Raw genomic sequence first — 22376 nt, forward strand, 5'->3', positions numbered from 1 at the left:
ACTTGTGGTCCCCAAACCCCCGGTTTGGGGACCACAAGTGATAGGGCATCTGTGGTTTAACCGGCGATGAGTGCCGCGCCGACCCTGCGGACCGCGGCACGGAAACCGCCCTGCAGGTCATCGGCGTTGAGCTTGAAATACCGCCACCCCGCGGCGATGAAGGCCTCATCGCGTCGGATGTCGCGGGATTGTTGTTCCCGGGTGAGGTGATGACCTCCGTCGTACTGGACAGCGATCCGGCGCTTCCGGTAGCCCAGGTCCGCGGCGGGGGAGTAGGGGTCGCCGGGCACGATCCGCACCTGCAGTTCCGGTTCCGGCAGCCCGGCCGCGGTCAGTGCCAGACGCAGGAACGTCTCCGGCGCGGAGTCCGCACCCGCACGGATCAGGTCCGCAGCCAGCCGGGCTTTCACAATGCCCTGCAGCTTCGGGTGCCGCACGAGCATGGCCTTCAGCTGCGGAACTGTGGCCCACGGCTCCGTGCGCTGCTCCAGGCCGGGTCGCGGCTGGCGCACCAGCTGGTCGCCCACGGCCACGAGGTCCTCCAGCGGCACCATCCGGGCAAGGTCCAGCCACGTCCGGGCCGGCGTCGAGATCCGGATTCCCTCCCAGACCATGACCTCGTCGGCGAAAGCCAGCACGGTATGGCCAACGACGCCGGCCCTACGGACCTGGGGCAGCGCTTTCGATTTGCTCAGGTGCAGTTCCCAGCACCCGGCAAACCATGACGGAAGCCACAGTCCGAGCAGGACGGCCGCGGTCAGGTGCGAGATCCACGCGCCGGGCGTCGCGGCGGAGAGGGCCCGTGCCAGACCACGAAGTTCGAACTCCCAGTCCGTGGGCAGGTAGAGACCCCGACCGGCGGTGCCGAGGTCCGCTGCCCGGAGCCGGCCCGCGCTCAGACTCGCCGCGCGCGCCTCGTAGACGGTGAACGGCGCAGCGGCGAGGTGGCGGGGCAAAGGCGCGGGAGCGTGCATGCCCACCATTCTCGGCAGAACCGCCCGGCGCTGCAGAAAGTATCCACAGGCCGCGCCTGCGCTATCAGTTGTGGGCCCCACAGCCCCCGAATGGCAGCTGTAAGTGATGGGGCAACGGGGGTTAGAAGAGGCCGACGGGTTTGCCGTCCGGGCCGACGTCCATCCGCATCGCTGCCGGCACCTTGGGCAGTCCGGGCATGGTCATCACCGCGCCGGTGAGCGCCACGATGAAGCCCGCCCCGGTCTTGGGAATCAGGTCCCGGACGTGCACGGTGAAACCCTTCGGCGCGCCGAGCCTGGTGGCGTCGTCGCTGAAGGAATACTGCGTCTTGGCCATGCACACCGGCATGGACGACCAGCCGTTCTTCTCGATCTCCGCCAGCCGCTTGAGCGCCGGGACGGAGAACTCGACGCCGTCGGCCCCGTAGATCTCCTGGGCGATGGTGCGGATCTTGTCCTCCACAGGCATCTCCAGCGGATACAGGTGCCGGAAATCGTGCGGGGCCTCGATCGCGGCGGCGACCTTCGCCGCGAGTTCGTCCCCGCCGTCGCCGCCTCCGCCGCGGCCCCAGACGTCGGCGACGGCGGCCTGCACGCCCTCCGCGGCGCACCAGTCCAGCAGCCAGTCGAGTTCTTCCTGCGTGTCCGTGCCGAACTTGTTGACCGCCACCACCGGAGTGATGCCGAACTTCTCGACGTTGCGCACGTGCCGCTGCAGGTTCGCCGCGCCGGCGGCCAGCGCCTCGAGGTTCGGCTCCCGGAGCTGGTCCTTGGGAACGCCACCGTGCATCTTGAGCGCGCGGATGGTGGCCACGACGACGACGGCGGACGGGGCCACGCCGCCCGTCCGCGCCTTGATGTCCATGTACTTCTCGGCACCGAGGTCGGCGCCGAAGCCGGCCTCCGTGATCACGACGTCGGCGAGGCTGCGGGCCGTCTGGGTGGCGATCAGCGAGTTGCACCCGTGGGCGATGTTCGCGAAGGGGCCGCCGTGGACCAGGGCGGGCGTGCCAGCGATGGTCTGGACAAGGTTGGGCTTGATCGCGTCCTTGAGCAGCATGGTCAGGGCGCCCTCGACGCCGAGGTCGGCAACGGTCACGGGCTCCCGGTCGTAGGTGTAGCCGAAGGTGATCCGGCCCAGCCGGGCGCGCAGGTCATCCAGCCCGGTGGCCAGGCAGAACACGGCCATGATCTCCGAGGCGACGGTGATGTCGAAGCCATCCTGCCGCGGCACACCCTGGGTGGGTCCGCCGAGGCCGATCACGACCTCGCGCAGGGACCGGTCGTTCATGTCCAGCACGCGCTTGAACGTCATCCGCCGCGGGTCGATGTTCAGGGCGTTGCCTTGGTAGATGTGGTTGTCCACCAGGGCCATCAGGGCGTTGTTCGCCGAGGTGATGGCGTGGAAGTCGCCGGTGAAGTGCAGGTTGATCTCGTCCATCGGCAGCACCTGGGAGTAGCCGCCGCCGGTCGCGCCGCCCTTCATCCCCAGGATCGGGCCCAGGGAGGGCTCGCGCAGGGCGATCATGACCCGGTGCCCGGCCCGCGCCAGCGAGTCCGCGAGCCCGACGGTGGTGGTGGACTTGCCTTCCCCGGCCGGCGTGGGGGACATGGCCGAGACCAGGACCACCTTCCCCGGGGAGCGCAGCCCGTCCCGCTTCAGCCTGACGGGGTCGATCTTGGCCTTGTAGCGGCCGAAGAACTCCAGCGCCTCGGGGTTGATCCCGGCCGCGGCCGCGATGTCCTCGATCGGACGCATGGTGGCTTGCTGGGCGATTTCCAGGTCGCTGGGCACCGGCGCCGCGGCCGGCCTCCCGCCGTCGGTCGCGGGGGCTTCGGTGGTGTTCTCAGACATCGTTGTCCTTCGGCTCGTGGCTTCGTAGCAGCCCGGCCGTGGTGCCGGCCGGGCTTCGGGGTGTCCTGCGGTTCAGGGCGTGTGGCCCGCCGGAACGCTCCGGGTTCCAAGGTACTGGACGAGGGCGGCCTGGTAACTCTCCAGCGTGATCGCGGCGGTGCGCTGCCAGCCGAAATCCTGCGCATGCACCGATGCCGCGCGGCCCATGTCCTCGCGGGTGGCGGGGTCGTCGTGCAGGGCCTCCAGCGCGTCCGCCCAGTCCGCGGCCTTGTGCCCCTCCACCAGCAGGCCGGTGCGGCCGTCGAAGATGGCCCGGGACAGTCCGCCCACCTTGGTGGCGACCACGGGGGTCCCGCAGGCCTGGGCTTCCAGGGCCACGAGGCCGAAGGATTCGCTGTAGGAGGGCATCACGACGACGTCGGCTGAGCGGTACCAGCCCGCCAGCTTGGGTGCGCTGACCGGCGGATGGTGCGTGACGACGTCGTCCATCCCGGCGGCGCTGATCAGCGCCTTCAGGTCGAAGTCCTTCGCCCCGCTGACCGCGCCCAGAATGGTCAGCTGCAGGTCGATGTCCGGCCGGCGGGCCCGCAGCAGCGCGGCGGCCTTGATCAGGATCTGCGGGCCCTTCAACCGCTGGATCCGGCCCGCGAACAGCAGGTGGTAGCGCCCGGGCGGGACGCCGTGCTGGCTGCGGGCCCGGCCGCGGAACGCCGGGGTGAACACGGACAGGTCCACCCCCGGCGGCGCGACGTCGATCCGGTCCGGGTCGGCGTCGTAGTGCGAGACCAGCTCAGCGGCCTCCGCCCCGGTGTTCGCGATCAACCGGGTGGCGCCGTCGACAATCCGGTGTTCGCCCTCCTCGCGGCGGCGCGGCTCGGGCTGCTCGCCGGACTCCAGCAGCAGGTTCTTGACCTTGGCCATGGTGTGCATGGTGTGCAGCAGCGGCACGCCCCACAGTTCGGACAGCTCCAGCCCGGCGATCCCGGAGACCCAGTAGTGCGAGTGGATGACGTCGTAGCGGCCGTGCGGCTGGAGCTGCCTGATCCGGTCGATCTCGGCCACCATGCTGTGCAGCAGCGCCGGCAGTTCCTCCTTGGGAACCTTCCGCGCCGGCCCCGCGAAGACGTTGTGGACGCAGACCCCGGGGGCGGGGTGCTCGACGGCGGCCTGCTCGGCGGAGGTGGCGCGCGTGAAGATCTCCACCTCGACGCCGGTCTCGGCCAGAGCGGCCGCGAGGGCGCGGATGTACACGTTCATCCCGCCGGCATCCCCGGACCCGGGCTGCTCCATCGGCGAGGTGTGCAGGGAGAGCAGGGCGACCCGGCGGACCAGCGGCATCATCGTCCTTCCCTTCATGCGACGTGGATTCGGTAAAACACTACTCCTGAACGGCGCGCCGGGACGCGGCCGGGCCCGGGAGGGAACCGACCGGAGACAATCAAGGCCGGGGCCAATAGGCTGGGCGTCTGAGGACCGAGCGAGGGGAACCAGATGCCCGGGAACGGATATCCGCCTGTGCCGGACCGGCCGCGCTACACCGGCCCGCGGCGCCGGCTGCCCGGCTGGCTCCTGGCCGTGCTGCTGCTGGGAATACCGGTGCTGGTCGTCGCCGGGTGCACGCTCACCCGCGGCGCCGGAGGCCCGCCACAAGCCGACAAGGCGGACGGGTTCATCACCGCGGAGGGCCGCGGCCTGGTGCTCGACGGTGCGCCTGTCCGGCTGCAGGCGGTCAACTTCTCCAACTTCTACCACCGGAACCTCAGGGGCGCCGAGCTCCTGGCCTCCCAGCACCATGCCAGGGAGGACTTCGCCCGCGCGAAAGACCTCGGCTTCAACAGCGTCCGGTTCGCCTTCGACGGGGACTGGTACGTCGATTCCCCGGACATCTTTTGGCAGTGGCTGGACCGCAACGTGGCCTGGGCGCGGGACCACGGGATGCGCCTGATCCTGGACCTGCACACCCCGATCGGCGGGTTCTGGCTTGATCCCACCAGCGACGCCGTCAGTTTTGACCTCTGGTCCGATCCGAAGCTGCAACAGCAGAACGCTGACCTCTGGCGCGCCATCGCGGCCCGGTACAGGGACGAACCGGCCATCGCCGCCTACGACCTGCTCAACGAGCCGGTGACGACCGACGCGACGGGTGAACAGTGGAAGCGGCTGGCCGCGAAGCTGGTCGCCGCGGTGCGCGCGGAAGACCCGAACCATCTGCTGGTCGTGGGCGGGATCTACGGCGTCAACGGCAGCTACGGTGCGGCCGGCGTCGACCCGCACTTCCTGGTGGACGACGGGAATGTCGTGTACGACTTCCACTTCTACGAACCGATCAAATACACCCACCAGTACGCATCCTGGGTCGAGGGCCCGGTACGGGACGGCGGCAGCTACCCGGATCCCGACACGCTCCTGCCGACCGGGGACCGCATCCTGCTCCCGGAAAGCCGCATTGCCACCAGGCCGCTGCCGGCCGGGACGACGGGATGGACCGCGTATGACAGCGGGATCGTGGCGATCGAGGACCCGAAAGCCGTCGCGGCGACGCCCTTGGTGACGGTGCAGGGCGGCCTGCGGGGAACGGCCGCCTTTGATGCCGTCACGGTCACCGAGTACGGGCCCGACGGCGCCGAACTGCGGCAGCTCGTCAACGACCGGCTCGACCGGGACGGCACCCTGGACTGGCACGAATGGCAATACAGTGCAGGCGCAGGGGACGGGGCCGGGCCGACGTTCGTCCGGGAAACGGCCGGACACCGGGACAACGGCAGCCTGTCCATCAGCAACGTCGTCGACGCCGGAATGATCGCGGGGTGGAGCAACGACGGCCACCTGTTCCGGGTGGTTCCCGGCAACAAGTACCGCATCCAGGGCCACATGCGCGGCCAGGACATCGCAGCCACCGGAGCCTCCACCCCGGCGGCCGCCCTCCAGATCGACGTATATGCGCAGTCACCCGGAGCGGCCGGCGGCGGCTTCCTCACCCGCGGTAAGGACTATCTGGCCCACGAGCTGGGAAAGCGGCTGAAATTCGGCGCCGAGAACAACGTGCCCATGTCCGTCATGGAGTTCGGCCTGGTGCGGCAGGCCTTCGAAATGGAGGGCAAGGGCGGCGGCCAGTGGGTCACCGACATGCTGGGACTCCTCAAGGAGAACGGCCTCAGCTTCGCGTACTGGGAGTACCACGGAACCCAGATGGGCCTCTACCTCAGCGGCACCGGTAAACCCGGCGAACCCAACACGGCCCTCCACGAGGCGCTGGCCCGCGGACTGCGCTGAATTTTCCGGTCACGGTTGTTGCGCCCAGAGCCGCCGCAGTTCCGGGAAGGCTGCCTCGTAACCGGTCAGCAGCCTGGCCGCAAGCTGTTCCGAACCGACAAGGGGGTGGCGGGCAAAAGCGGCAAGGGCCGCCTCGCGCCGGCTCCCCGTCGCGGGCACGGAGTCCGAACCGCCGGCGTCGGGGGACGCGGGGGCCGCGGCGACGGCACCGGCCGCACCGGCGTCAGCCGTGGCCCGGACAACGAGCCGTTCAACCTCCTTGACCCGCCGCATCAGCTCCAGCTGCGCCTCCGCCGGGCGGTCCTGCGGGATTGGCACCAGGCCGCCGGTGTCCACCCGGCAGGGGACCTCGACGACGGCGTCCACCGGCAGCCCGGGGACCGCAGCCGCCGGCACGCCGCCCGGGCCCGGCACTGCGTTGGGGGTGTTCAGGACAAGGTCGGCAGTGCCGCCGCCGGACAAGGCGCGCATCACCGCCAGCGCCACGCGCTCGTAGCCGCCGCCGGCCAGATCCGCCTCGTCCCGCTGTTCACCCGCGCCGCGGGCCTCCGCCAGGTAGCCCTCCTCGCGGGACCGCCGGGCGGCATCCCAGAGCCGGTAGGCATCCGCGCCGGAGGCCGCGAGCCGGGGATAGAGCTCGGCCTGCTGCCGGTGGATGGATTCGCCCCGGGTCTGCCCAGCCGCCTGCATCGCGGCCACGGCACGGTCCGTTTCGTAGTAGTAATACAGATACTCGTTGGGCAGGCAGCCCAGGTGTGCCAGGAAAGGCTGCGGAAACAGGCGGCCCTCCTCGAAGCCGGCCAGGGCTCCGGCGTCCGCCAGCAGGTCCGGGAGCACGTCCCGGCCGCCGGACTCCAGCCGGTAGAGCCAGCCGAGGTGGTTCAGTCCGTAGTAGCCCACGCCGTCGAGCCGGCCGCCGGGAAGGACGACGCCGGCGGCGGCCGCGGCCCGCTGCACCAGCCCGCCGGCGGAATCACAGACGCCCACCACCCGCCGGCCCAGCACCGGGAGCAGGGCCTCGGTCACCATGCCGGCCGGATTCGTGAAGTTAACCAGCCAGGCATCCGGGCAGTGCCGCGCCATCGCCCGGGCCAGCGAAAGCATGGGTGGAATGCTGCGCAGGGCGTAGGAGATCCCGCCCGCGCCGGTGGTCTCCTGGCCCAGGACGCCGAGCTGCTGCGCGACCCGTTCGTCGGCGGTGCGGCCTGCGGTTCCCCCGGGCCGGATCGCGGCAAAGACCATGTCCGTCCCGGCCAGGGCCGCAGGCAGGGAGGTTGTGGTCCGGACGGCCGGGACGCCGGCGGTTGAAGGACCGCCCGACGGGCCCGGCGCGGCGGCGAGCACCGCTTCGACGGCGGCGAGCCGGCCGGCGTCGACGTCGTACAGCACCAACTCCCGGACCAGCCCGGCGAAGCGCCCGGAGGTGAGCGCCCGGTACAGCAGCGGCACCCGGAACCCGCCGCCGCCGGCAATCATGAGCCGCATGCCAGCAGTCTATTCCGCACCGGCGCCGGGGATACCGGAGGCCTTCTTCCGCCGGAATAAGCGGCGGCGTAGTGTTCCTGTATGGACGCGATTCCAGCGCCGCGCTTCGACCCGCTCGCCGCCGTCCGGGCCCCCGCGGCGGCGGGATTCGACCTGCTCCTGACCGGCACGGTGTTCCAGGACATCATCTTCACCGGGTTGCCGCACACGCCGTTGCCCGGGACCGAAATCTGGAGCGAAGGGATGGGCAGCTGCCCCGGCGGGGTGGCGAACCAGGCCATCGCGGCGGCCCGGCTGGGACTGCGGACCGGTCTCGCCGCCGCGTTCGGCGATGACGGCTACGGCGACTACAACTGGAAGATCCTGGACCGCCAGGAGCACGTGGACCTGTCGCTCTCGCGCCGGGTCCCCGGCTGGCACTCGCCGGTCACCGTCTCGCTCAGCGTCGAGAAGGACCGGTCCATGGTGACCCACGGTCACCCGGCGCCGGTCACCTCGACCGAGCTGATCGGCTGCCCGCCGGCCGCGCTCGCTGCCGTCGCGGAACTGGGTGAGGAGCTCGAGCCGTGGGCCCTTGACGCGCACCGCGCCGGGGTGCGGCTCTTCGGCGACGTCGGATGGGACCCCACCGGGGCGTGGGCGCAGGCCCGGCTGGATAACCTGCGGTATTTCCACGCCTTTATGCCCAATCAGCAGGAGGCGATGGCGTTCACCGGCAAGGACAACCCCTGGGCGGCGCTCTACGCGCTCGCGGACCGGGTCCCGGTGGCGGTGGTGACCCTGGGCCCGCAGGGGGCCATGGCCGTGGACTCCGAGACCGGCGAGGAGGAATGGGTGCCGTCGCTGCCGGTCCAGGCCTTCGACCCGACCGGGGCGGGGGACTGCTTCGGGGCCGCGTTCATCGTCGGTTGCCTGGCCGGCTGGCCGCTCGGGGACCGGCTGCGCTTCGCGAACCTTTGCGCCGCCCTGGCCGTGCAGCAGGTCGGCGGGTCCCTCGCGGCGCCGGGCTGGGGCGACCTGGCCGACTGGTGGCAGCGCGCCAACGCCCGGAAGGAACGGCAGGGCAGCCAGTGGCTTCGGCGGTACCGGTTCCTCGAAGACATCGTGCGCGACGTGCCGCCGGAGGCCCAGCGGCGTGCGACGGCGACCATCGCCCACCTCTCCGACGCGTAGCCGTGCCTGCGATGGGTGCGGGCGCGGCTGGTGAGGGCGCGGGTGGGCCCGCGGGCTGACGAACATGTCCCGTGGCGCGGCTGCGGAGAGGGCATGATCCGTTATGCCCAGCCGCGGCTGCGACGGATGGGCATATCCGTCCGGGTGGGCTGCGGGTGGGACCGGCGGCCTGACGGACATGTCCCGTGGCTGGGCCGGGGAACGGGCATGATCCGTTATGCCCAGCCGCAGTTGCCGAGAATGGGCATGTCCGCCGGAGGGGGGGGGCGGGCCTCAAATTCAGTGCGCCCGCCAGCCACCCGTAGAATCGTTGGGTGATATACCCAGCAGCAACAGGTGATTTCCGGCCGGTGGCGGAAGTCCGACCGGACCACGTCGAGGAGCGCTCGGCCATCATTGACCTTGAGGCGATCCGGCACAACGTCCGGCACCTGGCCAAGGTGGCGTCGCCGGCCAAGGTCATGGCGGTGGTCAAGGCCGACGCGTACGGCCACGGCGCCGTGCCCGTCGCCCGGGCCGCGCTCAGCGCCGGCGCCAGCTGGCTGGGCGTCGCCCACATCTCGGAAGCCCTGGCCCTGCGCGCCGCCGGCATTGACGCGCCGCTGCTGGCCTGGCTCCACACCCCCGAGAGCAACTTCGCCGCCGCCGTCGCCGCCGGAATCGACATCGGCTGCTCCGGCTGGGAGCTGGGCCGGATCGTGGCCGCCGCCCGCGAACAGGAGCGCCCGGCCCGGATCCACCTGAAGGTCGACACCGGCCTCGGCCGCAACGGCGCCACCCTCGAATCGTGGGACACCCTGCTCGGCGAGGCCATGGACTACCAGGACCAGGGCCTGCTGCGCGTCGTCGGGATCTTCTCCCACCTGGCCGTCGCCGACGAGCCCCACCGGCCGGAAACGGACCAGCAGCTCGAAGCCTTCCGCGACGTCCTGGCCATGGCGCAGGACGCCGGCGTCGACCCCGAGGTCCGGCACCTCGCCAACACCCCGGCGACGCTGTCCCGGCCGGATACGCACTTCGACCTGGTCCGGGTCGGCCTCGGCATCTACGGACTCTCGCCCTTCGAGGAACAGCGCGCCGCCGAGGTCGGCCTGCGCCCGGCGATGACGGTGCGCGCCGTCGTCTCGAACTGCAAGGACGTGCCGGCCGGGCAGGGCGTGTCCTACGGACTCAATTACCGCACCGCCCAAAGCAGCACCCTCGGGCTGGTTCCGCTCGGCTACGCCGACGGCGTGCCCCGGGTCGCCACCGGCGGCCCGGTCCGGGTGGACGGCGTGGACTACCCCGTGGTGGGGCGCATCGCGATGGACCAGATGGTGATCGACCTCGGCCCGCTGCACGTTTCCGACGGCGGACGCAGCCTGCTGGGCGCCGAAGCGGTGCTGTTCGGCGACGGCGCCGACGGCGGCCCCACCGCCGAGGACTGGGCCCGCGCGGCCGGCACCAACAACTACGAGATCGTCACGCGGATCAGCCCCCGGGTTCCGCGCCGCTACATCAACGAGGAACCGGCATCCGACGGCGGGGCTGCGCAGTGAGCGCTCCAGTGTGGGAGCGGACCCTCGACGTCGGGACCGCGGAGCAGACGCACGCGCTCGGGGCGGCACTGGGCGCCGAACTGGAAGCCGGCGACCTGCTGGTCCTCAGCGGCGAGCTGGGCGCCGGGAAGACGACGTTCACCCAGGGGCTCGGCGAGGGCCTGGGTGTCCGTCCCGGAATCATCTCGCCCACCTTCGTGCTGGTCCGGATCCACCCCAACCTCCCCGACGGCCCCCGCCCCGGCGGCCCGGACCTGGTCCACGTGGATGCGTACCGGTTGGGCTCGGCCGCCGAGATCGACGACATCGACCTGGAAAACACCATGGACACCTCCGTGACGGTGGTGGAGTGGGGCCGCGACCGGGTGGAACACCTGAGCGAGAGCCGGCTTGAGATTGAGCTGCACCGCCGGCTCGGCGGCGCCGCGCCGCAGCCCGCCGAGGCGCCCGCAACCTCGCAGCCCGCCGCGCATCCCGCCGAGGCGTCCGAACCGGCCGGGCTGGACTTCGATACCGACGACGCCGACGAGCCCCGGACCGTGGTCTTCCGCGGCTTCGGCCCGCGCTGGACGGCCCCGCCGGCCGCCCTGGCCGGTTTCACCGCCGCTGCCACCACCCCGGAAACGGACTGAAGATGCTGATCCTTGCCATCGATACCTCCGCCGTGGCCAGTGCCGCCCTGGTCTCCGACGATTCGCTGGAATCCGTCGTCGGCAGCTTCGCCACCGCGGACACCCGCAGCCACGCCGAGGTGCTGGCACCCGGCATTGAGCAGCTGCTCTCCGGCGCGGGCCTTCGCGGCGCCGACGTCGACGCGATCGTCACCGGTGTGGGTCCGGGCCCGTTCACCGGGCTGCGGTCCGGCATCGTCACCGCGCGCAGCCTGGCTTTCGTCTGGCAGAAGCCGCTCTACGGGCTCATGAGCCTGGACGCGATCGCCCTGGAGGTGGCCGAGTCCACCGAGGCCGCGGCCGAGTTCATCGTGGCCACCGACGCGCGGCGCAAGGAAGTCTACTGGGCCCGGTACGCCCTGACCGCAGGCCAGCTGCCGCAACTGGTGGACGGCCCGCACGTCGGCTTCGCCGCCGGGCTGCCGCACCTTCCCGTCTATGGGGCCGGCGCCGGGCTCTACCCGGATGACGTGCGGGCCGTGCCCGAATTCGCCTCGCGCCAGCCCGAGGCCGTGTCGCTCGGCCAGTTCGCGCTCGCCCGCCTCGCCGCGGGGGAGCAACTGCTGGACAGCACCCCGCTGTACCTGCGCGAGTCCGACGCGCAGGTGCCCGGGCCGCGGAAGCGCGCCCTGTGAACGCCCCCGGAACTCCGGGACCGACGCCGGACGCCGCGCCGGCCGGCGTCGTCCTCCGGGACATGGTGCCCACGGATGTGCCCGCGGTGCACGAACTGGAGCGCCGCTTGTTCCCGGTGGACGCCTGGCCGTTGCAAATGTTCGTTGACGAACTGGCCCAGACGGAGACCCGCCGCTACCTCGTCGCGGAGTCCGGCGGCACGATCATCGGCTACGCCGGGCTGATGTGCATCGAACCCATCGCTGACGTCCAGACCATCGCCGTCGTCCCCGAAGAGGAAGGCCGCGGCATCGGCTCGGCCCTGCTGACCGAGCTCATCCGGGAAAGCCGCCGCCGGCACGCGGCCGACGTGTTGCTGGAGGTCCGCGCGGACAACCCGCGCGCCCAGCAGCTGTACCGGCGCTTCGGCTTCGAACAGATCCACGTCCGGCCCCGCTACTACCGCGACGGCGTGGACGCGCTGATCATGCGGCTGGTGCTCGGCGCGCCGGAAGACCCACAGGAAGCAGGCCGTCCATGAACCGCCCCGAGCGTAACGCCCCGCTGGTGCTGGGCATCGAATCCTCCTGCGACGAGACCGGCGTCGGCGTCGTCCGCGGCACCCGGCTGCTGGCCAACACCGTCTCCTCGTCCATGGACGAGCACGTCCGCTTCGGCGGCGTCATCCCCGAAATCGCCTCCCGGGCGCACCTGGACGCGTTCGTCCCCACCCTCCGGGAGGCGGTCGCCGCGGCGGACGTGACGCTCGACGAGGTCGACGCCATCGCGGTAACCTCTGGCCCGGGCCTCGCCGGGGCGCTGATGGTGGGGGTCTGCGCGGCCAAGGCGCTCGCGGTCGCCACCGGGAAGCCGCTGTACGCGATCAACCACCTCGTGGCGCACGTCGGCGTCGGGCTGCTCGAGCCGGCCGACGGCGCCACCGGCGCCGCGGCCGGAGTCCCGGGCGGGCTGGCCGGCAGCCTGCCGGAGAACCTCGGCGCGCTCCTGGTCTCCGGCGGCCACACCGAGATCCTGCGGATCCGGAGCATCACCGACGACGTCGAACTGCTCGGCTCCACGATCGACGACGCCGCGGGCGAGGCCTACGACAAGGTGGCCCGGCTGCTGGGCCTGGGCTACCCGGGCGGCCCGGCCATCGACAAACTGGCCCGCACCGGTAACGCCAAGTCGATCCGGTTCCCGCGCGGCCTGACCCAGCCCAAGTACATGGGCACGGCGGAGGAGCCCGGCCCGCACCGCTACGACTGGTCCTTCAGCGGGCTGAAGACCGCCGTGGCGCGCTGCGTCGAACAGTTCGAGGCCCGCGGCGAGGAGGTCCCGGTGGCGGACATCGCGGCGGCGTTCCAGGAGGCCGTGGTGGACGTGATCACCGCCAAGGCGGTGCTCGCCTGCCGCGAAAACGGCATTACCGAGCTGCTGCTCGGCGGGGGAGTGGCGGCGAACTCGCGGCTGCGCCAGCTCACCGAACAGCGCTGCAGCGCGGCCGGGATCCGGCTGACCGTGCCGCCGCTGTCGCTCTGCACGGACAACGGCGCCATGGTGGCGGCGCTCGGCGCGCAGCTGGTGATGTCCGGGACGGCGCCGAGCGGGATCGGCTTCGCGCCGGATTCCTCGATGCCCGTCACCGTCGTCAGCGCGTAGCCGCCGAGCCCGGGAGGCCGGCCGCGGGACGTTGCCTTCGCGGATGGCGACTCCGGGGATGCCGGGCTCCCGGGAGGGCGCGACCCGTGGGGCTAGGCCTCGGGCCCGGTGCGCATTTGGTCGACCAGGTCCAGGACGACGGCGCGCAGGTCCCCGCCGTGCTCGGCGGCGACCCGGCGCTGCCGCTGGTAGCCGGCGCCGCGGTCGATGATCTTTCCGACGTCGGCCAGCTCGGCGCTGCAGCCGAGCTTCGCGGCGACCGGCTCAAGGCGCTTCAGGGTCTCGCGCAGGTGGTCGGTGACGAGCTGCTCGTTGCCCTCGGCGTCGAGGATGATGATCGCGTCCAGGCCGTAGCGGGCCGCACGCCACTTGTTCTCCTGCACGTGCCACGGCGGCATGGTCGGAATGGTGCCGCCGTTGTCCAGGATGGTGGAGAACTCGTCCACCAAACACTGGGTGAGTGCCGCGATGGCGCCGACTTCCTCCAGCGTGGCCAGGCCGTCGCAAATCCGCATCTCGATCGTGCCGAGGTTGGGCACCGGGCGGATGTCCCAGCGGATCTCCGAGAGGGTATCGATCACCCCGGTGGTGAACATGTCCTGGACATAGGCCTCGTATTCCTCCCAGCTGCCGAACTGGAACGGCAGGCCCGCCGTCGGCAGCTGCTGGAACATCAGGGCCCGCTGCGAGGCGTAGCCGGTGTCCTCGCCGCCCCAGAACGGGCTGGACGCCGAGAGGGCCTGGAAGTGCGGGAAGTAGTTGACCAGGCCGTCGAGCACCGGCAGGACCTTGTCCCGGCTGTCCAGGCCGACGTGGACGTGGACGCCGTAGATCACCATCTGGCGGCCCCACCACTGCGTGCGGTCGATCAGCTTGGCGTAGCGCTCCTTGTCCGTCACCGTCTGGAGCTGCGGCGGGCTGAACGGGTGGCTGCCGGCACAGAAGACCTCCACGCCCATCGGATCGGTGACCTCGCGGACCGCGGCCAGCGAGCTGCTCAGGTCCGCTTTCGCTTCGGCCACCGTGGTGCAGATCCCGGTGACGAGCTCCACGGTGTTGAGCAGCAGCTCCTGTTTGATGTGCGGATGCTCGTCGTCCTCGTTCAATTCGGGGTGCCGGGCGGCGACGCCGCGGAGCACCTCGCTGGCCACCGAGGCCAGCTCGCCGGTTTCGGCGTTGACCAGCGCGAGTTCCCATTCCACACCAAGAGTTGATTGCCTGGATGAAGCGAAATCAATCTTCATGTGGTCCCTTCACGGTGTCGTTGCCAGCCTGCGCCGGCCGGTCATGTCGCCCGGACGGCCCGCCCGCGGACGCGGCGGGCTACGGCAAGGCAGCGGTGTTGCAAGTCTAGTGCAGGGGTAGCATCGAGCTGGTGGCGAAGTTACAGCTGATACGTGAGAGTCTTCACAGTCGACGCCGGCCGACGGCGGTCCTCGCCGTCCTGGCAGCACTTGCCGTGGGCGTCGCGGGCTGCGCCGGCCCGCCGGACCCCGACCCCGGAGCTGCAGCCGGCGGTGCGCCGCCGAGCCCCGCCCCGGCCCCGCAGTCGTCCGGCGGGGGCCCGGGGGCCCGGCCGCTGGGGTGGGGCCCGGACCGAGCCGATGCCGATGCCGCGGCGCGTGCGGTCCGGAGTATGAGCCTGGCGGAGAAAGCGGGACAGGTCCTGCTGCCGTCTTTTCCCGGGCTGGACCACGAGGCGCACGCCCGGACCATCGAGCGGCTGCACCTGGCCGGAGCGATCATCATGCCGGACAACGTCCCCGGAACCCCGGGTGGGCAGGTGGACACCGCCGCCCTGCACGCCGTCACCCGGCGCCTGCACCAGGCCGCCCGCGCCGACGGCCGAGGCTGGCCCGGGATGGTCGGCGTCGACCAGGAAGGCGGCCTGGTCGCCCGGCTGCGTGCGCCGCTAACCGAGTGGCCTGCCCCGATGAGCTACGGGGCCGCCGGCAGCCGTCCCCTGGCGACGGACGCGGGTAGGGCGCTCTCCGCGGAACTGACCGGCCTCGGCTTCAACGTCGACTTTGCCCCGTCCGCGGATGTCACCATGGGCCCGGCCGACCCGACCATCGGTGCGCGGTCCTTCTCCGGCAACGCCGACACCGCCGCCACCGTCGGCATCGCCTTCTCGAAGGGCATGCTCGGCGCCGGCGTCCTGCCGGCGGCCAAACACTTCCCCGGCCACGGATCGGTGTCGACCGATTCACACCGGGCGCTGCCGGTCCAGCCCGCCAGTCTTCGGGAGCTGCGCGCCAAGGACCTGAAGCCGTTCCAGGCGGCCGTCGACGCGGGGCTCCCGATGGTCATGACCGGCCACATCGCCGTGCCCGCCCTGGAACCTGGGGTGCCCGCCTCCGTGTCCAAGGCCTCCTACCGGGAACTGCGCCGGATGGGGTTCAAAGGGGTCGCGGTGACCGACGCGCTCAACATGGGCGCCATAGCGCAGCAGTACCCGCGGGACGCTGCCGCCCCGCTGGCCCTGGCTGCCGGGGCCGACCTGCTGCTGATGCCGGCCTCGGCGGAGACGGCGCACGCGGCGATCGTCAACGCCGTGCGGAACGGGTCCCTGCCCGAGGCCCGGTTGGACGAGGCAGCCACGCGGGTGGCCGCCATGCAGCTCTGGCGCGGCCGCAGCCATCCGCCGCGCGGCGCGGCGCCCGGCAACGGTTCGGCGCTGTCCCGGAAAGTCTCGCAGCAGGCGATCACCGTGCTTGCCGGCCCCTGCCGCGGACCGCTAGTTCCGGCCAGCGTCCGGGTGGGCGGCGGCACCGCCCAGGACCGTGCCCGTTTCACCGCGGCCGCCCGCCGGGCCGGGGTCGCCCTGGGCGCCGGTCCGCTCGTGACCCTGATCGGCTACCGCGGCGCCCCGGCGGCCGGGGACGTGGCCGTCGCCCTTGACGCGCCCTGGCCGCTGGAGAAGTCCGCTGCCCGGACCAAGGTGGCCCTCTACGGCCGCAGCCAGGAGGCTTTTGACGCCCTGCTGGCCGTCCTGGCGGGCAAGGCGACGGCCCCAGGAAAGCTGCCGGTCGCCGTCGGACGCCACGCGCCGGGGTCCGGCTGCCGCTGACGGCGGACCGGTCCCGCGTCGTCACGGCCGCCGGGGTGCCGTTTAATGGTCCTGTGCCCATCCTGAACAAAGACATGACCCTGTGCATCTCGCTCTCGGCCCGGCCGAGCAACAACGGGACCCGCTTCCACAACCACCTGTACGAGCAGCTGGGACTGAACTGGATCTATAAGGCCTTCGCCCCCACGGACCTGAGCCAGGCCATCGCCGGGGTGCGGGGCCTGGGCATCCGGGGCTGCGCCGTGTCCATGCCCTACAAGGAGGACGTGATCGCGCTCGTCGACGCCATGGACCCGTCCGCGAAGGCCATCGACTCGGTGAATACGATCGTCAATGACGGCGGCCGGCTCACGGCTTACAACACCGACTACACGGCAATCGAACAGCTGCTGCAGCGCAACGCGGTCCCGGTGGAGTACGCGGTCTGGCTGACCGGGGCCGGCGGGATGGCGAAGGCCACCGCGGCGGCCCTGCGCGACGCCGGCTTCCGGAACGTCACCATCATCGCCCGCAACGAACCGGCGGGCCGGGCGCTCGCCGACCAGTACGGCTTTCACTGGCGTGCGGACTTCCCGGCGGCGGGCGAGGGTACAGCGGACATGCTCATCAACGTCACCCCGATGGGGATGGCCGGCGGCCCCGACGCGGAGGCGCTGTCCTTCCCGCAGTCGGCGGTGGACGCGGCCAAGGTGGTCTTCGACGTCGTGGCGCTGCCCGCCGAGACGCCCCTGATCCGGGCCGCACGGGCCGCCGGGAAGCAGGTGATCACCGGCGCCGAGGTCGCAACCATCCAGGCGCTGGAGCAGTTCGTGCTCTACACCGGGATCCGGCCCACGGCGGAGCAGGTGCGCGCGGCGGAGGACTTCATGCGGGCGCAGTAGCTCCGCCCGGCGTAGCCGGGCCCGCGGGTCCGGCTACGCCGGTCCCACAGGCCGCACCGAGATGGCCACGCGATCCTCGCCGATCCTGGTCAGGACCAGGGTGGCTGTTTTCTTGGCCGCGTCCTTGCCGGCCCGGCCGCCGGGGAGCAACTGCTTGCGCAGTTCCTCCGGCGTGACCGCGACGCCGCGCTTCTTGATGTCCAGGACGCCGACGCCGTTCTCCCGGACCCAGGACTTGAGCGCCTTGACGTTGAACGGCATCACCTCAAGGACCTCGTAGGCGCGGGCGAACGGCGTCTCCCGCAGGTCCGGCGCGCAGATGTAGGCAATGTGCTCGTCCAGCAGGTGGCCGCCCAGTTGGAGTGCGACGTCGGCGACGAGGCCGGCGCGGATCACGGCCCCGTCCGGCTCGTACAGGTAGCCCTCGACCGGGCCCACGGGTGCGGCCGGGCCGGCGTCGAAATCCTCCGGGCTGGTCAGTTCGGCGGCGCCCTGCGGGCCGAGGACCAGGGCGGCACGCCGGATTCCCGGCCGGCGGACCGCGTTGAACCACAGCGCCACCTCGGTCACGTCCCCGCCCACGGAAACCCACTGCGCTTCGCAGTCCTGCGGGATGGCGGCGTGGGGCATCCCCGGGCCCATCTTCACGCCGACGGCGCGGCCGGACGCGGCGAGGGTCTCGACGAAGGACAGCGGCGGGGAAAAGTCTTCCGGGTCCCAGAGCCGTTTGGTTCCGGAGGTTGAAGTGGTACGGCGTGCCGGGTCCAGCCACACGCCGTCGATGCCGTCGAGCGGGACCGCGGCGGCGTCGGCATGGACCACGGTGGCGTTGCGGAACGGGATCAGGTTCATCGTGGCGCAGGCGGCAGTGGTTTCATCCACTTCCACGGCGGTGACCGTGAGGTCCAGGGACGCCAGGGCCATCGCGTCCGCGCCGAGCCCGCAGCCCAGGTCCGCGACGTGACCGATTCCGGCCTCGGCGAAACGCTGGGCGTGCCGCGCCGCCACGTTGAGCCGGGTGGCCTGCTCCAGGCCGGCGCGGGTGAAAATCATCTGCCGGGCGAACTCGCCGAACTTGGCTTCCGCCTTGGTCCGCAGCCGGGACTGGGTCAGGGCAGCGGAGACCAGTTCGGGGGAGTGGCCGGCCTTCCGCAACGAGGCGTTCAGCCGGAAGGCCTCGTCCTCGCGGTACGGCCCCAGCGAGGCCAGCAGCTCCCAGCCCTCCGGATTCAGCAGCGGGGCGATCTGGTCCTGCGTCGTCTCAGCCATGCCTTCAAGCGTAGTTCAGGCCGGCGGGGCCCGCCGTCCCGGATAGGGTGGACGGCATGGATGGCAGGGAGATCAAGGACGTGGGCATCGCAGGCAGCCGGGAAGATGCGGGGGAACCGGGCGGACCGGGCCGGGCCGCTGCCCGGTTCGCGCGCCCGGCGCTGATCGCCGGCAGCGTGGTCGCCGTCGTCTGCGTGGCACTGCTGGTCATCATCTTCTTCCTGGACTCGTTCAACGCGACCGTCTACTCGGTCGGCGGCAAGAACGTTGCGGACGCGACCGATGAAGCCCGTTCCATCCGGGACACCTACGCCGCGGCACGCACCGGCGGCATTATCTTCCTGATCCTCGGCGCAGCGGCCGCCGTCGCCGGCGGGGCGGTGCTGTACCGCACCCGGGCCACGGCTGGCCGCAGCGGCGACGACGACGGCGACGACGTCGACTTCGACGACCTCGCCGGTAACTGACCCCACGCCGCTCCGACGGACATGCCCATCCTTCGAGCCAGGGCGTGGGCATGACGCGGCATGCCCACCGGCCGGGCCGGGGGACGGGCATGTCCTGCGGGGGAGGGGTCGTTCACCGGCGACGAACTGCTGGCACTCACCTTGACCGAGTGCTAACTCCTTACATAGAGTCGTCATTAGCACTCTCCCTAGGCGGGTGCTAACACCTGAAGCTTTACCGGCCTGGCTGCTGCCGGCACCGCGACGACGGTCTGTACGCCATGGCACGACGGCTTTAAAGTCCACGAATTTGCTGACGAAAAGGAGAGGTCCGAGTGTCGGTCTCTATTAAGCCTCTTGAGGATCGTATTGTTGTCCGCCCGCTCGAAGCCGAGCAGACCACGGCTTCCGGCCTGGTTATCCCGGACTCCGCACAGGAGAAGCCGCAGGAAGGCGAAGTTGTCGCAGTTGGCCCCGGCCGCTTTGACGACAACGGCAACCGCGTCCCCGTCGACGTAGCCGTCGGCGACGTTGTCATCTACTCCAAGTACGGCGGAACCGAAGTTAAGACCGGCGGCGTCGAGTACCTCGTGCTGTCCGCCCGCGACGTTCTGGCGATCGTCGTAAAGTAACTCTCTTGGACCCCCGCGCCGCCCTTCCTTCGCTCTGAACGGAACGGCTGCGCGGGGTTCTGTCTTGAAAGGACACAACCATGGCAAAGCAGCTTGCGTTTGACGACGCTGCCCGCCGGTCGCTTGAAGCCGGCATCGATAAGCTCGCCAACACGGTCAAGGTGACGCTCGGCCCGCGCGGCCGCAACGTCGTGCTGGACAAGAAGTGGGGCGCCCCCACGATCACCAACGACGGCGTGACCATCGCCCGCGAAGTCGAACTGGACGACCCGTACGAAAACCTTGGCGCGCAGCTCGCCAAGGAGGTCGCCACCAAGACCAACGATGTCGCCGGTGACGGCACCACCACCGCCACCGTGCTGGCCCAGGCTCTGGTCAAGGAAGGCCTGCGCAACGTTGCCGCCGGCGCCGCTCCCGGCCAGATCAAGCGCGGCATCGAGGTCTCCGTCGAGGCCGTCGCCGCACGCCTGCTGGAGAACGCCCGTCCGGTCGAAGGCACCCAGGTCGCCAACGTTGCCGCCATCTCGGCGCAGAGCGATGAGGTCGGCGAGCTCCTGGCCGAGGCTTTCGGCAAGGTCGGCAAGGATGGCGTCATCACCATCGAGGAGTCCTCCACGACGCAGACCGAGCTGGTCCTCACCGAGGGCATGCAGTTCGACAAGGGCTACCTGTCCCCGTACTTCGTCACCGACGCGGAGCGCCAGGAAGCCGTCCTCGAAGACGCCCTGATCCTGATCAACCAGGGCAAGATCTCTTCGGTCCAGGAATTCCTGCCGCTGCTGGAAAAGGCGCTGCAGAGCTCCAAGCCGCTGTTCATCATCGCCGAAGACGTCGACGGCGAGGCCCTGTCCACGCTGATCGTCAACCGCATCCGCGGCACCCTGAACGTCGTGGCCGTCAAGGCACCCGGCTTCGGTGACCGCCGCAAGGCCATGCTGCAGGACATCGCGACCCTGACCGGCGCCCAGGTCGTTTCCCCGGAACTGGGCCTCAGCCTGGACACCGTCGGCCTCGAGGTGCTCGGCACCGCCCGCCGCATCACCGTTACCAAGGACAACACCACCATCGTCGACGGCGCCGGTTCGGCAGAGGACGTCGCGGGCCGGGTGGCCCAGCTGCGTGCCGAGCTGTCCCGCACCGACTCGGACTGGGACCGCGAGAAGCTGCAGGAACGCCTGGCCAAGCTGGCAGGCGGCATCGGCGTGATCAAGGTCGGCGCTGCCACCGAGGTCGAGCTGAAGGAAAAGAAGCACCGCATCGAGGACGCCGTGTCCTCGACCCGCGCCGCCCTCGAAGAGGGCATCGTGGCTGGCGGCGGCTCCGCCCTCATCCACGCCCTCAAGGCACTCGATGAGGATCCGGCCGTCCAGGCGCTCGAAGGTGACGCGGCTGCCGCCGTCGGCATCGTCCGTCGTGCCCTGACCCAGCCGCTGCGCTGGATCGCACAGAACGCCGGCTTCGACGGGTACGTCGTCGTGGCCAAGGTTGCCGAGTCCGCGGTCAACCAGGGCTTCAACGCCAAGACCGGCGAGTACGAGGACCTGATCGGCGCCGGCGTCATCGACCCGGTCAAGGTCACCCGTGCAGCCCTGCGCAACGCGGCCTCCATCGCCGCGCTGGTTCTCACCACGGAAACGCTCGTGGTGGAAAAGCCGGCCGAAGAGGATGAGCACGCCGGGCACCAGCACTAAGGTCTCCGCACCGCATTACACGAGAGGACCGGACCGGCGTCAGCTGGTCCGGTCCTCTTGCCGTCCCCCGCCCTGGTCAGTGCCGGGGCTGCTGTGCCTTGCGCCGGAGCCGCAGGGCGGCGTCCCGCGGCAGGCGTTTGGTGACCAGCCGGTAGAAGACCAGTACCGCCACCGCCGAAACGACAATCCCGACAAGGTTCAGCAGGAGCTGCAGGGCGGAGCCCGCTGCCTTCTGATACTCGCCCAGCACCAGGGCGACCGCCACGAAGCCGGCGGCGGGAACAGTGGTCACGGAGATGAAGACGCCGATCAGGGCCGCCGACCGCCGGCTGATCACCGAGAGCATGCCTGCGGTGCCCGCCAGCAGGGCCACAATCAGGGAGTAGGGCCCCGGGTGGTAGATGAATTCCACGGCGGAACCGCGGTCCAGGGCGTCCGCGGGAAAGAGCCCGAGCGGCACGGAGAGCCAGGCCGTCAGGGCCGCCGCCAGCATCGCGACGGGGAATCCCACGCCGAGCGCCAACGCCGCGCGGCGTCCGAGACGCCATTGACGCCGCACCAGCGCGACGGCGAGGGCAGCGAGCGGCCCGAACTCCGGCCCGACCGCCATGGCGCCCACGATGGCGATGGTTGAATCCGTGACGATGCCGATCGCGGCCAGCTGCGTCGCGAGGACCAGGAACGCCAGATAGCTCCAGGTCAGCCGGGCGTCCTCCCCGGTCTGCCGCGACACCTCGTCCCAGACCACCGCGTCAGCGCCCTCCCCGGGCGCTGCCGCCACCGCCTGGTCCGCCCGCTCGGACAGCAGCAACTCAGGGGTGGTCACCGAGATTGAGCCGAGTTTCTGGACGTTCAGGGCGTGCAGGTTTTCGATCAGCGCTTCGACGGATTCGCGGGCAATAAAAACCAGGACGACGTCGCCCGGCGGCACCACCGACGCGCCGGGATGCAGGGCGACCTCGGCCACCCCGGGCGCACCCGAGCAACTCTCCACCACAGTTGGGGACAGTTCTTCCGGGACGCAGATCCGTACCTGCACGATCAAGGCGGCCTCCTTCGACTCGTAACAGACTACGGCGCCGCGCGCCCCATCCCTCCGCTGGCCCGGCCGTGCCGCGGCCGCTCCGGGCCGCGACCGTTC

19 protein-coding genes are annotated in these 22376 nt (G+C 71.0%); 12 read left to right on the top strand and 7 right to left on the bottom strand.

Annotated features, from left to right (window positions below; genetic code table 11):
• Positions 1-56: 56 nt before the first annotated feature.
• The 3 genes from ASG71_RS06540 to mshA all read right to left on the bottom strand — a co-directional run bounded on the left by ASG71_RS06540 (position 57) and on the right by mshA (position 4167).
• A complete protein-coding gene (locus tag ASG71_RS06540) occupies positions 57-974 on the bottom strand; it encodes a hypothetical protein (RefSeq protein WP_056738587.1) in 918 nt (305 codons plus the stop codon).
• A gap of 121 nt (positions 975-1095) precedes the next feature.
• Entirely contained in the window at positions 1096-2829 is a 1734-nt protein-coding gene (locus tag ASG71_RS06545) for a formate--tetrahydrofolate ligase (RefSeq protein ID WP_056737855.1), read from the bottom strand.
• A 72-nt stretch (positions 2830-2901) separates the two neighbouring features.
• Positions 2902-4167 carry a D-inositol-3-phosphate glycosyltransferase gene (mshA, locus tag ASG71_RS06550; protein ID WP_056738589.1) on the bottom strand — a complete coding sequence of 422 codons (1266 nt, stop codon included), beginning with the start codon at positions 4165-4167 and terminating at the stop codon, positions 2902-2904.
• A 153-nt stretch (positions 4168-4320) separates the two neighbouring features.
• On the opposite strand from mshA, the gene ASG71_RS06555 reads away from it, so the two are divergent.
• Positions 4321-6102 carry a glycoside hydrolase family 5 protein gene (locus ASG71_RS06555; RefSeq protein WP_082574918.1) on the top strand — a complete coding sequence of 594 codons (1782 nt, stop codon included), beginning with the start codon at positions 4321-4323 and terminating at the stop codon, positions 6100-6102.
• 9 nt (positions 6103-6111) lie between these two features.
• Here ASG71_RS06555 and ASG71_RS06560 read toward each other — a convergent pair whose 3' ends face one another.
• Positions 6112-7587, bottom strand: coding sequence for a 6-phospho-beta-glucosidase (locus ASG71_RS06560; protein ID WP_056737857.1), 1476 nt, complete (start codon positions 7585-7587; stop codon positions 6112-6114).
• Between the two features lie 81 nt (positions 7588-7668).
• On the opposite strand from ASG71_RS06560, the gene ASG71_RS06565 reads away from it, so the two are divergent.
• From ASG71_RS06565 to tsaD, 6 genes are all read left to right on the top strand, one after another.
• Positions 7669-8760: a carbohydrate kinase family protein gene (locus tag ASG71_RS06565; RefSeq protein ID WP_056737858.1), complete on the top strand. Its 1092-nt coding sequence runs from the start codon at positions 7669-7671 to the stop codon at positions 8758-8760.
• A 314-nt stretch (positions 8761-9074) separates the two neighbouring features.
• On the top strand, positions 9075-10298 hold the full coding sequence (gene alr / locus ASG71_RS06570) for an alanine racemase (RefSeq protein WP_056737859.1): 1224 nt from the start codon (positions 9075-9077) through the stop codon (positions 10296-10298).
• Positions 10295-10930, top strand: coding sequence for a tRNA (adenosine(37)-N6)-threonylcarbamoyltransferase complex ATPase subunit type 1 TsaE (gene tsaE / locus ASG71_RS06575; RefSeq protein WP_056737860.1), 636 nt, complete (start codon positions 10295-10297; stop codon positions 10928-10930). Before alr ends, tsaE begins: the two co-directional genes overlap by 4 nt.
• A 2-nt stretch (positions 10931-10932) precedes the next feature.
• Positions 10933-11604 (top strand): tRNA (adenosine(37)-N6)-threonylcarbamoyltransferase complex dimerization subunit type 1 TsaB, encoded by a 672-nt coding sequence (gene tsaB / locus ASG71_RS06580; RefSeq protein ID WP_056737861.1) that lies wholly within the window; start codon positions 10933-10935, stop codon positions 11602-11604.
• Positions 11605-11666: 62 nt separating this feature from the next.
• Positions 11667-12125, top strand: a complete 459-nt coding sequence (rimI, locus tag ASG71_RS06585; RefSeq protein ID WP_056738592.1) for a ribosomal protein S18-alanine N-acetyltransferase — start codon at positions 11667-11669, stop codon at positions 12123-12125.
• Positions 12122-13246 (top strand): tRNA (adenosine(37)-N6)-threonylcarbamoyltransferase complex transferase subunit TsaD, encoded by a 1125-nt coding sequence (gene tsaD / locus ASG71_RS06590; protein WP_056737862.1) that lies wholly within the window; start codon positions 12122-12124, stop codon positions 13244-13246. The genes rimI and tsaD overlap by 4 nt, the downstream gene beginning before the upstream one ends.
• A gap of 92 nt (positions 13247-13338) precedes the next feature.
• Here the strand turns inward: tsaD and ASG71_RS06595 are convergent, their stop codons facing one another.
• On the bottom strand, positions 13339-14490 hold the full coding sequence (locus ASG71_RS06595; RefSeq protein ID WP_056737863.1) for a glutamate--cysteine ligase: 1152 nt from the start codon (positions 14488-14490) through the stop codon (positions 13339-13341).
• 392 nt (positions 14491-14882) lie between these two features.
• Here ASG71_RS06595 and ASG71_RS06600 point away from each other — a divergent pair, with 392 nt between their 5' ends.
• Positions 14883-16316, top strand: a complete 1434-nt coding sequence (locus ASG71_RS06600) for a glycoside hydrolase family 3 protein (RefSeq protein WP_056737864.1) — start codon at positions 14883-14885, stop codon at positions 16314-16316.
• A 53-nt stretch (positions 16317-16369) separates the two neighbouring features.
• On the top strand, positions 16370-17197 hold the full coding sequence (locus ASG71_RS06605) for a shikimate 5-dehydrogenase (protein ID WP_268760363.1): 828 nt from the start codon (positions 16370-16372) through the stop codon (positions 17195-17197).
• Positions 17198-17230: 33 nt separating this feature from the next.
• Here ASG71_RS06605 and ASG71_RS06610 read toward each other — a convergent pair whose 3' ends face one another.
• Positions 17231-18466 (bottom strand): class I SAM-dependent methyltransferase, encoded by a 1236-nt coding sequence (locus ASG71_RS06610; RefSeq protein ID WP_056737865.1) that lies wholly within the window; start codon positions 18464-18466, stop codon positions 17231-17233.
• Between the two features lie 56 nt (positions 18467-18522).
• On the opposite strand from ASG71_RS06610, the gene ASG71_RS06615 reads away from it, so the two are divergent.
• From ASG71_RS06615 to groL, 3 genes are all read left to right on the top strand, one after another.
• Positions 18523-18933, top strand: coding sequence for a hypothetical protein (locus ASG71_RS06615; protein WP_235563945.1), 411 nt, complete (start codon positions 18523-18525; stop codon positions 18931-18933).
• A 314-nt stretch (positions 18934-19247) separates the two neighbouring features.
• Positions 19248-19544: a co-chaperone GroES gene (gene groES / locus ASG71_RS06620; protein WP_056737866.1), complete on the top strand. Its 297-nt coding sequence runs from the start codon at positions 19248-19250 to the stop codon at positions 19542-19544.
• Between the two features lie 80 nt (positions 19545-19624).
• A complete protein-coding gene (gene groL, locus ASG71_RS06625; RefSeq protein ID WP_056737867.1) occupies positions 19625-21235 on the top strand; it encodes a chaperonin GroEL in 1611 nt (536 codons plus the stop codon).
• Between the two features lie 76 nt (positions 21236-21311).
• On the opposite strand, the gene ASG71_RS06630 is transcribed toward groL, so the two are convergent.
• A complete protein-coding gene (locus ASG71_RS06630) occupies positions 21312-22280 on the bottom strand; it encodes a DUF389 domain-containing protein (protein WP_082574920.1) in 969 nt (322 codons plus the stop codon).
• Between the last annotated feature and the right edge of the window lie 96 nt (positions 22281-22376).

Origin of the sequence: Arthrobacter sp. Soil763, assembly GCF_001428365.1 — a bacterium.
GTDB lineage: Bacteria > Actinomycetota > Actinomycetes > Actinomycetales > Micrococcaceae > Arthrobacter.